This is a genomic window from Bacteroides sp. 43_46 (assembly GCF_001915455.1).
Classification (GTDB): Bacteria; Bacteroidota; Bacteroidia; order Bacteroidales; family Bacteroidaceae; genus Bacteroides; species Bacteroides caccae.
Window position 1 is genome coordinate 1 of record NZ_MNQN01000118.1, and the last position, 12957, is coordinate 12957.

At 44.2% G+C, this 12957-nt stretch carries 11 protein-coding genes; 3 read left to right on the forward strand and 8 right to left on the reverse strand.

Features of this window, described 5'->3' with window-relative positions:
- Window positions 1-481, forward strand: a 481-nt coding sequence (locus BHV72_RS12900; protein WP_286856126.1) for a transketolase C-terminal domain-containing protein, incomplete at its 5' end; no start/stop codon positions are given.
- Window positions 482-565: 84 nt separating this feature from the next.
- Here the strand turns inward: BHV72_RS12900 and BHV72_RS12905 are convergent.
- The 4 genes from BHV72_RS12905 to BHV72_RS12920 form a co-directional block, all read right to left on the reverse strand.
- On the reverse strand, window positions 566-3853 hold the full coding sequence (locus tag BHV72_RS12905; RefSeq protein ID WP_286856127.1) for a S41 family peptidase: 3288 nt from the start codon (window positions 3851-3853) through the stop codon (window positions 566-568).
- Window positions 3854-3873: 20 nt separating this feature from the next.
- A complete protein-coding gene (locus BHV72_RS12910; protein WP_122364963.1) occupies window positions 3874-4695 on the reverse strand; it encodes an MBL fold metallo-hydrolase in 822 nt (273 codons plus the stop codon).
- 252 nt (window positions 4696-4947) lie between these two features.
- Entirely contained in the window at window positions 4948-5487 is a 540-nt protein-coding gene (locus BHV72_RS12915) for a flavodoxin family protein (RefSeq protein ID WP_005678067.1), read from the reverse strand.
- 119 nt (window positions 5488-5606) lie between these two features.
- Window positions 5607-6236: a nitroreductase family protein gene (locus BHV72_RS12920; RefSeq protein WP_122264963.1), complete on the reverse strand. Its 630-nt coding sequence runs from the start codon at window positions 6234-6236 to the stop codon at window positions 5607-5609.
- Window positions 6237-6368: 132 nt separating this feature from the next.
- On the opposite strand from BHV72_RS12920, the gene BHV72_RS12925 reads away from it, so the two are divergent.
- Both BHV72_RS12925 and BHV72_RS12930 read left to right on the forward strand, forming a co-directional pair.
- Complete coding sequence (locus BHV72_RS12925; protein ID WP_022042164.1) at window positions 6369-7223, forward strand: AraC family transcriptional regulator; 855 nt, start codon at window positions 6369-6371, stop codon at window positions 7221-7223.
- 113 nt (window positions 7224-7336) lie between these two features.
- A complete protein-coding gene (locus BHV72_RS12930; protein ID WP_022042163.1) occupies window positions 7337-8026 on the forward strand; it encodes a Crp/Fnr family transcriptional regulator in 690 nt (229 codons plus the stop codon).
- 72 nt (window positions 8027-8098) lie between these two features.
- Here BHV72_RS12930 and BHV72_RS12935 read toward each other — a convergent pair whose 3' ends face one another.
- From BHV72_RS12935 to nrfA, 4 genes are read right to left on the reverse strand one after another with little or no spacing between them, the layout of a single operon-like run.
- Entirely contained in the window at window positions 8099-9376 is a 1278-nt protein-coding gene (locus BHV72_RS12935; RefSeq protein ID WP_122364965.1) for an alginate export family protein, read from the reverse strand.
- Between the two features lie 29 nt (window positions 9377-9405).
- Entirely contained in the window at window positions 9406-10197 is a 792-nt protein-coding gene (locus BHV72_RS12940; protein ID WP_005681415.1) for a cytochrome c biogenesis protein, read from the reverse strand.
- Entirely contained in the window at window positions 10194-11429 is a 1236-nt protein-coding gene (locus BHV72_RS12945; RefSeq protein ID WP_122364966.1) for a cytochrome c biogenesis ResB family protein, read from the reverse strand. Before BHV72_RS12945 ends, BHV72_RS12940 begins: the two co-directional genes overlap by 4 nt.
- 11 nt (window positions 11430-11440) lie before the next feature.
- The gene (gene nrfA / locus BHV72_RS12950) at window positions 11441-12922 is read right to left on the reverse strand and encodes an ammonia-forming cytochrome c nitrite reductase (protein WP_005678036.1); all 1482 of its coding nucleotides are present in this window, start codon (window positions 12920-12922) and stop codon (window positions 11441-11443) included.
- Window positions 12923-12957 lie beyond the last annotated feature (35 nt).

Genomic DNA, 12957 nt, shown 5'->3' on the forward strand with positions numbered 1-12957 from the left:
TCAGAATGAACACCCGGTGGCTATCCGTGTGCCCGCAACAGATGTGATTAGCTGTGGCGAGTCTGTGGAATCCGATTACAGCGTTCTCAATCGTTATAAAGTCGCTCATCGCGGTTCGAAAGTAGCTATCCTTGCGTTAGGTTCGTTCTTCGGATTAGGACAGTCGGTGCTGTCATTGCTGAAAGAAAAGGCAGGTATTGATGCAACGCTTATCAATCCCCGATATATCACCGGCATTGACAATGAGCTAATGGAAGAACTGAAAGCCGACCACCAACTAGTGATTACATTGGAAGACGGTGTGTTGGACGGTGGTTTCGGTGAAAAGATTGCCCGTTATTACGGTGCCAGTGATATGAAAGTCCTTAATTATGGAGCGAAGAAAGAATTCGTAGACCGGTACGACATACAAGAGTTACTTCGTGCCAATCATCTGACAGATGAACTGATTGTAGAAGATATCAGAAAGATTATCGGCTAAAGAAGTCCTAACCAGTTCATTATATATTCATGTAGGTTGATGCACTTCCGTAACGGGGGATATGCATCAACCTACTTCTATTTACTATCTATTCTGACTGTCTATCTCTTTAAGCAATTCGTCAACAGCCGTTTTCAGTTGCATATCTTCCCCTTTCACTACCGTTTCAGGGCTATTGGCAACCTTAATATCAGGCTCTAACTGGCTATTTTCCAGATAACTTCCATCCGGCAGACGATAACCGATAATAGGAATACCGAATACCAGTGAAGGGTCTTGCAATGTTTCCCAAGATACGCTTGTCATTGTTCCCGGCACAGGCATACCGACCAGTTTGCCTATCTTCTGGTGTTTGTACACCCAAGGCGTACCGTGCGCATTGGAATAGTTAGCTTCACACTGCAACATGATAGAAGGTTTATTCCAGCGACGGCTCGGCATATCACAGGCTTCGCGTCCGCGTACTACCTGCGTAAAGTATTTCTGACCGCTGAAAAGTATCTCGATATCTTCGTGCAGACGACCGCCGCCATTGAAACGGGTATCAATCACAATTCCGTCACAGTTGTTATATTTACCCAAAATATCCGAGTAAACAGTACGGAAACTTCCGTCGCCCATGGACTGGATATGTACATACCCCAACCGGCCGTTCGACCATTTCTCAACATCGGCAGCACGTTGTTTTACCCAACGTTTGTATAACAAACCGTTGAGTCTTCCGCTAGTGATAGGCATTACCACTTCTTCCCAACGCTCCTTATTCTGCGGATTATACAACGAAACCAGGGTTTTCTTTCCGGCTTTATTATTCAGTAAAGCAGTAATATCCTTATCCGGAGCCAGTTCCTCACCGTTAATCTTTTCAATAATGCAGCCTGCTTTTACTTTTGTACGGGAATGGTCGAACGGGCCTTTCTCGATTACCTCAGCGATTTTCATTCCTTTTTCCTGGTAATTCCAATCGAACAACAAGCCCAGATTAGAGGTCACATCTCCCCCGCCTCTTGGAGAATAACGTCCTCCCGTATGCGAGACATTCAGTTCGCCCAACCATTCGCTCAGTAATTCCGCGAAGTCGTAGTTGTTATCAATATGAGGCAGGAACTTGCGGTAAGCAGCCGTCATGGCATCCCAATCGACCCCATGCATAGTAAGATTGTAGAAGCGTTTTTGATGTTGCTTGTACACATGGTCGAACATTGCTTCACGCTCGGCAGCCAAGTCCATTTTCATTTCAGCCTGATAACTGATTGATTTCAATGCATCCGACTTCGCATCCATTTTCTGCATCATCCGGCTTCCCAACAAGAAAATGTCCCCTTTCTTATCCAACATCAATGATGCCCAACCGGTATTGAGTTTGTGCAAACGTTTTGTGTCTTTTTCACGAAGATTCATTTTCCAAAGGTCATAGCCGCCTTCGAAAGCTGAGAAGTAATAAAGATTCTCTCCGTCTTTTGAGAGTATGGCACTGCCTAAATCGGAAGAGTTGGGAGTCAGACGGACGATACGGTCTTCAATGCCGTTAAGCTCTACTACTATATCTTTCTTGTCTGCTTTATCTTCGGATGACTTGTCCTCGTCAGCTTCATCCTTTTTGGACTTATTTACATCTTTCTTCTTGTCACCGTCTTTCGCTTTCTTCTGTTCCTTTTCTAATTCTTTAAGCAGTTCGAAGTTTTCCTTGCTTAAGCGATAGCGGTCATAAGCATCCTGATTCAAGAATACCAGCATCACATCCTGTTGTGAACCCCAAGAAGCATGCGCACGCATACCGTAACGTTCAGTTTGGAAAAGAATAGCGTTTCCGTCCAGTACCCAACGCGGAGAACCGCTAATATATCCGCTGTTAGTCAAGTTGGTAATAGTACCGCCTTGTGCGCTGACAATACCTATATCCGAATAAGGATCATGGCGATTGCCAATAAATTCAAGAGTAAACCATTTGCCGTCCGGCGACCATTCATAGTCGAATCCGCCTCCGGTATTATACCATGTAGAACCGTCCGTCACTTGACGAACTTTCTTCGTCTTTAAGTCAAGTACCATTAAGCGGTTACGGTCTTCGATAAAAGCCAGCTCCTTACCGTCCGGAGAATATTGCGGATAAGCACGTTCCACTGTTTTTGAAGGAAGCAAGACTTCTTCCTCGATAAGAGTTGCATTAGGGAAATTGGCTTCTTCCTTACGGGCTATTTTGGCGGTGTAAAGTTGCCAGTTACCCGTCCTTTCACTGGCATAGACCAGCGTCCGGTTATCCGGGGCAAAGGACACAGCGGCTTCTTTTCCCGGAGTATTCGTGATTTGCTTTGTTGTAGTGTAATCCGTCGAAGTGACAAAGACATCACCACGCACAATGAAAGCAACCTGTTTGCCGTCCGGAGATACGGAAGCGGAAGTAGCGCCCTGAGAAAATTTGAGGGAAGCAATCTCCTTTTCGTCATCCCGGACAAGTTCGACGTTTACTTTCTTCGGACGGGCATTGGCTTCCTGTGTATAAAGCTCTCCGTCATAGGTATAACACAATGTACCTTTATCACTGATTGACAAGAAACGTACCGGATGCGTACGGAATGTAGTTATCGTTTTTACCTCTTGAGGCACATTCGACGTTTGCGAAGTATTCAGTGAAAAGTTATAAACATTGAATGAGCCGCCGTTGCGCTCGCTAAGAAAATAGACAGAATTGCCGTCGGGCGCATACACCGGATTGCGGTCTTCCCCTTCCCGGTTCGTTAGATTGGTATGTTTTCCCGATTGTGTGTTATACAGCCAAATATCTCTGGTTATAGAAGAAGTATGGTGTTTTCTCCATTCATCTTCGAAGCCTTTACGGTCTTGATAAAGAAAGTTTTTCCCCGATTTATCAAAGCAAACCCATTCGGCAGGAGTAGCGAGTACTTGCTCGGTACGTCCCCCGTCAGCAGGTACTTTATACAATTCCGTCATTGCTCCGGTAGGAAACAAAGCGCTACCTGCGGGGTCTTGAATAGATGCGGAGAAAAGTACAAACTTTCCGTCCGGAGTAAAAGCCGAAGGAATCTCCGAAGCGGAATGATAAGTCAGCCTTTGGGCGGTTCCGCCGTCAGCAGGCATGATAAAGAGGTCGAAATTCCCATTCCGGTCGCTGGCAAATGCAATTTGTTTTCCGTCGGGCGACCAAACGGGGTTGGCTTCATAAGATGCTTGTGTTGTCAACTGAACGGCTGTCCCACCCTGTGCGGGGACTTTGTAAATATCGCCTTTATAACAAAAGACAATCTCCGTTCCATTCGGTGAAATACGTGCGTCACGCATCCACAAAGGAGTAATGGCATAGCCGGACAATGCGGTCAATGCCAGTGCTAAAGAAGTTATTAGTTTCTTCATATCAAATTATTATATATATTTTATTTCAACAAATCAGTTTGAATTAGTTTTCCCGTGTAATTATAGAATACCCTGTCACCAAAGTCTTTGTAGAAGAAAGCATATTTATCTACTCCTGTACAATGGCAGACACCAATCTGACGCGGCAGATATTCTTTCAGATAATCTGCAATGATCTGATATTTCCGTTCTTCTGCGTTATGAATATGAAAACCGCCTAACAGTAAGTTACAAGGAGATTCGGGAAATGCCGCACGGACTGTTCGCAGGATATTTGTAATTCCTCGATGAGAACAGGCGCTCAATACAGAAAAACCGTCCGGCTCTACCAACACTACCGCCAATTCATCCTGAAAAGTATCCGGTATATGGCAACCATCTTCTTTCTGAACCCGAAAGCGTTCGAAATGGGTATCCTCACGGTCGATAATATCAATAGAGGGAAAGAGAAATACGCCGGGAAGCAGTTCGGTCTGTTCTTCGATAAAACGGAAACGGGAAAGGTCGAAAGTCTGCGTATGCTTCATTCCATTTTCGCGTTCATCCTTAAATTTTGGAGAGAAGGCTTCGCGTTTGCAGACAACTGTTGCTTGTTTGTTCAGCTCCAAGAAATGACGCAGACCTCCCGTGTGGTCACTGTGCCCGTGGGATAATATCAGATAATCGACTTTCTGCAAGTCAATATGCAGCAGGCGGGCGTTACGGATAAACAAATCGGACGCTCCCGTATCAAAGAGTAATCTATGTCCCGATGTCTCAATATAGAGAGAAAGACCGTGCTCTGCCTGCAATTTACGTCCATAGACACAATTCTCTACAAGAGTCGTTATTGTATAGCCCATGATGCTTAGTTATTAAACGAATCATACAAAATAAAAAGTTCTGCCACAAAATTATAATAATTCTGTGGCAGAACAAGCAATCCAGTCAATTAAAATTCTTGACTTTTCAATCTATTCGATTGAAATATCATTTTTATGCTTCAAAAGGTCACATAAGATAGCGTCACTATCCGGTCGTCATAGCGTCACTATCTTGTTGTTATAGCGTCACTATCCTGCAAGCATAGCGTCACTATAATAAGCCAGTGACAGTTATACCATTTTTCCCATGTTGTAGGCTTCCTGCATGTATGGAGTATCTTTAATCTCCCCTACCTTCCAGGCGCCGATTCCATAGACCGTTCCTTTTTCCTGTGGCCCTTCCAGACAATCGAGGAAGCCACGGAAACCGTCTATTGTACGTTCCATCATTGCCTTATTATCCTCTGCCGCCGCAATAATGAAATAAAACTCCTTGTTCGTTATCTCCGTATAGCGTGCGCAGCAACGGTCAATCATAATCTTCATCTGTCCGCACATCGTATAGAAATAAACAGGAGTTGCCATTACAATCACATCGGCAGCAATCATCTTCTCCACGATTTCCGCCGCATCATCCTTCTGCGGACAAGGCTTTCCGTACATACTGCAAACACTGCATCCCGTACAAGGATGAACCGTTTTGTCTTTCAATACAATCTTTTCCACTTCATTGCCCGCTTCGAGAGCACCTTTCATAAATTCATCACAAAGCAAATCCGAATTGCCGCCTTTCCGCGGACTGGACGAAATTATCAGAACTTTTTTAGCCATAACTTTACTTTATTAGTTTTATCTTTTAGAATGATTCAGTCTTTTCACTCTGCAAAAATAGGCAATTTATAACATAGCGAATGTATATAAATTACAGAGAGATGTACCTTAATTACAGATTACCAGACATTCCTGTGAATCCTATCCCCTACCCGGATTTCTTTCTGCTTACAAATATGTGCATTCTCCGCTGCATAGCCAATAGCGAGAAAACAGGCAAACTCATATCCGTCAGGAGCATTGACGAGATGTTTCACATACTCCGGTTCGTTGCCAATAGGAATACGGAATGCACACGCCAGTCCTTCCGCCGTTGCTGCTAACAGGATATTCTCAACGGCTGCCCATGCAGAAGCGAAATAGTTAAGTGAACTTTGGTCGGCAGGTTGGCACAGAGGAAAATCCTTTTGCCGAAAAAATGGAAGTACGAGACAATTACTTTGCATAAGCATACGTTGTTGTTTGGGCAACGCATCGACAAACATGGCGTGTTCATCCTTATCCATCATGTCGGCAGCAGCATCAAGCCCTGTCTGCTGAATGTTCTTGGTGTTTTCCGCCACAGGCGATATGAGTCGGGCAATGTTTTCCTGCCCTCTCACGACAATAAACTCAAACTGTCGCAAATGGTCATTAGTCGGAGCCTTGAATGCAGCCGACAATACCTTCTCCAACACTTCATCCGTCACCTTCTTATCGGAAAAGTCGCGAATAGTTCTTCTTTTCTCTAGTACTTGATAGAAATCCATAACAATACATTTTAATAGTTATACTTATTGTTTCCGGCAGCAAAGTTACCCAGCTTTCTTGTTATATATTTGTGGTATCATCTTAGATATTTGTCGTATATTTGCATATAAGTCATTTTAAGCATTACTTTTATGGAAGATACCGCCATTCCTTATGAATTGCCCGAAGTGGAGAATCACTCTTTTTTCTTTATAGACCAACGAGTGACAACAAGCATCGAAGCCAAACTGCACCGGCATGATGCATGGGAGTTGTATTATGTTGTCCACGGATATGGCAAACGAATGGCAGGCGACACACTACACCCTTTCGCAGCAGGTGATGTGGCGTTAATACCGCCGTCCATGCTACACCGCTGGGAGTATTCGCCGGATTCAGCAGACGATGACGGGTATGTCCGTTATTTAATGGTCGCTTTCAGCCATTCGCTTGTAGAACGGTGTATGGCAGTATTCCCCGAACTACGTAATCGTCTGACGGGCATTACATTCCCGACGAACGCTCTGAAATTCGGTATTGGAAGTTCACAAAGCATTCGCCGGATATTGTCACGGATGAACGATATGGACGAGTTGGGACGCCTATGCGAAATGTTTCGTCTGCTACCTGTCATCTTTACCTCATCCGACCATACCCTTGCCGGAAAGCCCATGAGTATTGAACGTGACGTGAGACGTATGCAGCAAATCTGTGCTTATGTAATGGCTCACTATATCCATACCATATCTTTGGATGATATTGCCGCAGAAGTAGGCATGAACCGCTCTGCTTTCTGTTCCTACTTCAAACGTTGCAAAGGAATGACCTTCTCGCAGTATGTAACCCAATATCGCTTAAATACAGCCTGCGAACTTCTTAAACATTCACAAAAGCAAGTATCCGAAATTTGTTTTACGGTCGGCTTTAATGATTTGCCCCATTTCGTCCGGATTTTCACAAACACCTTGGGAGTATCTCCGTCCAAATACAGAAGACAATTTCAATAGTCATCTCTTTGACTGTTTTGCATTCAAGCTATTTTAATGCCATTTCTCCCCTTTTATTCGTTTATTACGGAGATTTTCAGTAAGTTTGTCCACGATACGAACAACATGATGCAATGAAAAAAATACAACTGACCGACACACATAAAGAAAAGCTGTTCCAAATCCCTCTTTTCCGGGATTTGCCCTTGAATATTAAAGAATCCCTATTGGAGAAACTGGATTTCGTAGTCTACGCAGCAGACAAGAAAGAGATAGTTGTCACACAAGGAACGCCTTGTAACAAACTGTATGTGTTGTTGGAAGGGAAATTACGCACGGATATTATCGACGGACTGGGAAACGAAGTGATGATTGAATATATCATTGCGCCACGCACCTTTGCCACTCCTCATCTTTTTAATCCGAATAATACATTGCCTGCCACGTTCACCGCCCTTGAGGACAGTGTGATACTTATGGCAACCAAGGATTCCACCTTTAAAGTTATCAGCCAAGACCCGCAAGTGTTGCACAATTTTCTCTGCATTGCCGGTAATTGCAACATTTGTACCGTATCACGGCTGAAACCACTCTCCCGAAAGACTGTCCGGGAAAGATTTATCGTTTATCTGTTTGAGCACAAAAAGAAGGATTCTCTGATAGTAGAGATTACACATACGCAATCCCAACTTGCCGAATACCTCAATGTATCGCGCCCTGCTCTATCGAAAGAAATAAATAAGATAATCAAGGAAGGACTCATGACTATGGAAGGGAAACGGGTGGAAATTCTGAACAAAGTAGCTTTAGAGAAATTCATATAATAAAAATGTGGCGCAGCTTAAACTTTCGGTATTATGCTGCGCCACGCTTATCAGAATATTATCCTTATTTAATTACCATTTTGTGAAAAACACTCTCGGATTGATATTCAACGATACCCATCCCCAATCTTGCCAGCTCTTATGATTACCGCCTTTCACTGCATCCATCGTCTTTGTGCCACGCATGAAAGAATATCCGGCAGAGAGTTTCACGTCTTTCATCACCGACCAGTTAATCTGATAATCGACTTCCGAACCCAAGGACTTCTTCAAGTCCGGCAATTTAACCGCAGTAGTGAAATAGTGATAATTCAACTCCATATCCACTTTGTCCGACGCACGGAAACGACCACCGATACGGCTGTCCATTAAACCCGGTGCATAACCGTTCACAAATAGATTCGCATAGAAATAATCCATACTTCCGTAGAACTTATGGTGTGTTCCGTAGAGAGGGTCGAACGCTTTAAACTTGTCGCCGTTTCCCTTATCGCCACTCAGATAATCGAAACTTGCTACAACTCCCCATGTCTTGTCAAAAGCATAGGCAACCTGCACGCTTCCCATTAATGCCGACACTTTCTCAGCATCCTTATTCTTGCCCGTCTGATAGTAGAAAGCACCGTCCAGATTCCAGCTACCGGGCTTATAGGTAAGATACGTTCCCATTGTTTGCAGATAACGGGTATGCGAATCCTGCGTAGCCGCATCCCCGGTTTCCAATCCCAGGTTCATAAACAGCAAAGAAGCGCCGAACGGAATTGCATCCGCCTTATAGTGATACCATACAGTCTGCATATTCTTATAAGGCTGTGCACCGGAAGCATAATAAGTACCGCCTATCTTCTTCTCGTCATTCTGGTTGAAGGCAAGAATAAGGTGTACCTCATTATTCTTATTCGCATATCCCAGTTTCAATGCGTCATGATAACGTCCCGCCACATTCCAGTCCAATCCGCCCAAAATACGCTCATCGTCATAAACCAATGCCTGACGCCCCAACTGGGCAAAAAGGCCGTGTCCGAAATCAAGTTTTGCCCATGCTTCGTTCAGGACAAAACGCCCGTTCTTGTCGATCTGCGGATCTTGTCCCCAAACTCCGACGTGCTGTGCCGACATCTTGATTTCCAAGTCCGACCGCTTGTAGTCAATTGACAAACGGGCACGATTGTTGATAGACGATGCGGCTTTCACCCCTTCATTGCGAGGAAACCAAGCTCCGTTCCGATACTCCGCCCGAGGTCTGATTTGCATCGACATCGAGAACTCATTTTCCTTCTCCGTGTTTTGTGTGTATGCCATGCTTGGCAATAGCATCATAAGCACTAATGACCAATAAAATGTTTTCATCAATATTGCAATTTAAATGATTTGATATTTCAATTCAAATTATAAGTGTGTACACTGACACCTTGTGCCGACGGAAGATAATTGATTCCATACCAGCACATCTGTAATAAAACAAACGATACTAACAAAATAACTAATGCCGGACGCACTTTCAACGGTTTACCCAGTCGGAAATGTATATATGTAAGATAAGAGAACCAAGTTGCCGCTGCCCATGTTTCTTTCGGATCCCAAGCCCAGTAATGTCCCCAAGCTTCCTTTGCCCAAATAGCTCCCGTAAGCATACCCAATGTCATAAAAGCCAGACCTACATAAGTAAGGTTATCGCATAAATCCATTTCTTTCCGTTCAATCTCTTCTTTCTTGAACCAAAGCAGATAAATAGCCATTACCACCGCAGCCCCCAACATAGCATAAGCAAACATATACACAATAACATGAGGAGCAAACCATGGACTCTGTAAAGCAGGCATTAACGTCTTGTTGTGAATCTCCGGCTTAAAGATATTGATACAGATAAAGACTAATGACAGAACGCAACTGAAACTAAGAATCCATTTATACTTCCAACGTATATACGTTATCAATCCAGCCAACGGCAGAAAGAAAGAATACCACAAACGTGTCTCTCCCATTGTCCGCATCGGAGGACGTTCCAAAGAAACCCACATGCCGAGGATAAAACAGAAAAATACAGCCAATCCCAACAGAGTAAATCCGTATGCCCATACCGTTTTCTTTCCTTTCCAAGCAGCAAAAGCCCCCAAGCTCCAACAAACCAATGCGACTACCGCAAACAATATAAAATATTCCCAACTCATTCCTTTTCCTCCTCTTTTCTCTTTTGTGCATTCACAAACAGACAAACGGCCCCGAGCATCATCATAACTATCCCTGTATAAACTACCGGCAACCACGGATCACGAACCAGTTCGAAGATACTAATATCACTCCAACCCCCTTTCGACTCATCATAACTAAGCTGATAGATTTTCCAGCCTTCTATCTCCATAGGACGGTTCACTTCAATCGTATCTTCCGTAATTGTTCCCTCCTGCGTATAGACTTTCACTTTCGAAGCAAAGCGTTGCGGTTCTCTTTCCGGCATTACGAGGCTAGTCAGAGAATCAAGGCGCAATGCCTTATAAGGGAAAAGAAAACTCCCACAACTCACCCAGCCTTCCTTCGTCTGCCGGTTCTTTCGGTTCACAGCTTTCAAATGTACAGCGTAAGTTGCTCCCATAGAATGAAAATCCGTAAACTTCAGCGTATCCTCGGTAGCTACGGAGGCCGCCATTGGAATGGATTGTTGAATAGTCAGTTCCCAATCCTGCAAAGTCCCACCGTATACTTCTTCTTCAAGCAATAAATGTACAGGAGATTTTTCGGGAAGTGCACGTCCGGTTTCATTATCAATCAGCATCAGTTTCGGCGGATATTCATCAATAGTAAAATCTTTTAATTCGATAGCCAACGGAAGTTCTGTCAGTTGTCCTTTATCATCGGTAGCCCGCCATTCCGCGTTTCCCATTCGGGTAGTCATTTTCAGTCGCTGCATATCGGCATTCCCTAAAGTAGCTGCAATCAATGCAATGAATAATCCGATATGATTGAGAAGAAACGAAAGGCGGCCGAACTTCAAAGGGAAACTGGTACGGAGTATCGTTAATCCCAATGCAGTGGCCATCCATAAATAAAGCAGAACGAAAGACCAGGATGAAATCATCTGTGAAAATCCCAGTATGTCATTCGAAGCATGACCGGAAGGAGCCTGCCGGATAAGACCCATTACCACCGTCATACCGACCACCCAGACAAGGGAAAAAACGGCTGCGGAATAATGGCTCAACCACCCAAACAAATAGACTCGTTTACGGAGAAGGTGCATGGCTATCAGAACAATGATATATACTGATAACACTATTAAATTAACCGGCCAGGCAAACAGATTCCAATTGATACCTCCTACCGTTATTTGCAGCAGTGCACCTATCACCAATAATCCTGCACCAATAATCAGACCTTCTTTATAGCTCCACGGTTTGCTCCACATATACTACTATCTTATTTTTGTGCCAGACGACCATTTGATTTCGCTTTCTCCAACCAAGCCGGAACAGTCGTTTTCAGAAATCTCTCCTTGGCCGCTTTTTCCGCGTCGATATCCAGACCGATATATTGCTGTGCCTTTCCTTTAGTGGAAATATCAGGCATCGGCACATCTCCGGTAAATCCATTCTTCGCAAGCACCTTAGATACAGCTAAACGGGCCTGCATAGCACGATCGAGCCCATGAGAAAGGATTCTCTGAATTTCCTGCGGCGCATGAAAAGCACCTCCGTGGGAAGCCACTCCGAAATCCCAACGCCACTGCGCCTGACGAATCAGAGCAAGCACATTTTTCATTTGCTCTTCTGTCGCCCCATTATCCCAGGCATATTTAGCTTCGATATGCGCTTTTGCCAACTCCTGCTCCAAACGGTTACGGATTTCATTCGCTTTGCGTTGACGTTCATAAACGTTATTACGCAATGTTTCTTCGCTTTCACGGTGACAGACCTGACAAGTACGGTCAATCATTGCCAACGGACTCTGGATATGGTGGTCGCTGAACTTCACACCGCCTTCACTCTTATAAGGCATGTGGCAATCGGCACAAGAGACACCTCTCTGACCGTGAATACCCATTTGAGCAATTTCGTAATCCGGATGCTGTGCTTTCAAGATCGGGGTACGGCTCAATTTATGAATATAATCATAAAAACCGGCTTCATCATAATAGGCTTCCATATCTTCCACAGTAAAGCCTTTATCCCAAGGGAAAGTCAGGTATTTGCCGTCACCCTTGAAGTAATATTCTACGTGACATTGCGCACATACGAGCGAACGCATTTCCTGTGGAGTAGCCTTTGTGATATCCTTGCCTTGACGTTGGAACGCTTCAATCAAAGCCGGACGGCTGATATGAAGATTCATCGTTTCCGGATCGTGGCAATCGGAACAACCGATCGGGTTCACAATTTCCGCACCCATGGCACCCCACTTATTGTTATAGAAAGAATCAACGCCCAATGCTTCCATCATACGGGGAACATCCGGGCTCTTGCAGGTCCAGCAAGTAGACGGTTGAGGACCGTCGGTAGGATTCACAGGTGCTCCGGTACGAAGCGAAGCCGTGATATCTTCGATAGCATGCATATGTCCGCGCGGAGTGGAATAATCTTTCGAGAAAGCATATCCCGCCCAAAGTATTACCATATTAGGACGTTGTTCCAGTACATCAACAGCAACATTTCCATTAAACTCACTTTGGAAATCTGTTTTTGCAGTTTCCGCCCAAGTCTGATATTCACGAGGGAAATCATTCTTAAAGAGTTCGTTGCGTGCTTCAATCCCTTTGATGACAGTCTTGCGATTATTAAAGATACTAGTTACTTCCGCCCGCCTCTCCATTAATGCAGAAACGCATAGTCCCAAAACAAAAACAACAACCATTGAGCCTCCGAACAACAGCCATCCTTGCCATGATTTTAATTTCTTTTCCATTCTATATCGGTTTTATTGTTTTATTACGTAGTTAT

Excerpts from the sequence above, each read along its gene's own strand:
- BHV72_RS12905 (WP_286856127.1), bottom strand. The coding sequence starts at position 3,853 with ATGAAGAAACTAATAACTTCTTTAGCACTGGCATTGACCGCATTGTCC.
- BHV72_RS12910 (WP_122364963.1), bottom strand. The coding sequence starts at position 4,695 with ATGGGCTATACAATAACGACTCTTGTAGAGAATTGTGTCTATGGACGT.
- BHV72_RS12915 (WP_005678067.1), bottom strand. The coding sequence starts at position 5,487 with ATGGCTAAAAAAGTTCTGATAATTTCGTCCAGTCCGCGGAAAGGCGGC.
- BHV72_RS12920 (WP_122264963.1), bottom strand. The coding sequence starts at position 6,236 with ATGGATTTCTATCAAGTACTAGAGAAAAGAAGAACTATTCGCGACTTT.
- BHV72_RS12925 (WP_022042164.1), top strand. The coding sequence starts at position 6,369 with ATGGAAGATACCGCCATTCCTTATGAATTGCCCGAAGTGGAGAATCAC.
- BHV72_RS12930 (WP_022042163.1), top strand. The coding sequence starts at position 7,337 with ATGAAAAAAATACAACTGACCGACACACATAAAGAAAAGCTGTTCCAA.
- BHV72_RS12935 (WP_122364965.1), bottom strand. The coding sequence starts at position 9,376 with ATGAAAACATTTTATTGGTCATTAGTGCTTATGATGCTATTGCCAAGC.
- BHV72_RS12940 (WP_005681415.1), bottom strand. The coding sequence starts at position 10,197 with ATGAGTTGGGAATATTTTATATTGTTTGCGGTAGTCGCATTGGTTTGT.
- BHV72_RS12945 (WP_122364966.1), bottom strand. The coding sequence starts at position 11,429 with ATGTGGAGCAAACCGTGGAGCTATAAAGAAGGTCTGATTATTGGTGCA.
- nrfA (WP_005678036.1), bottom strand. The coding sequence starts at position 12,922 with ATGGAAAAGAAATTAAAATCATGGCAAGGATGGCTGTTGTTCGGAGGC.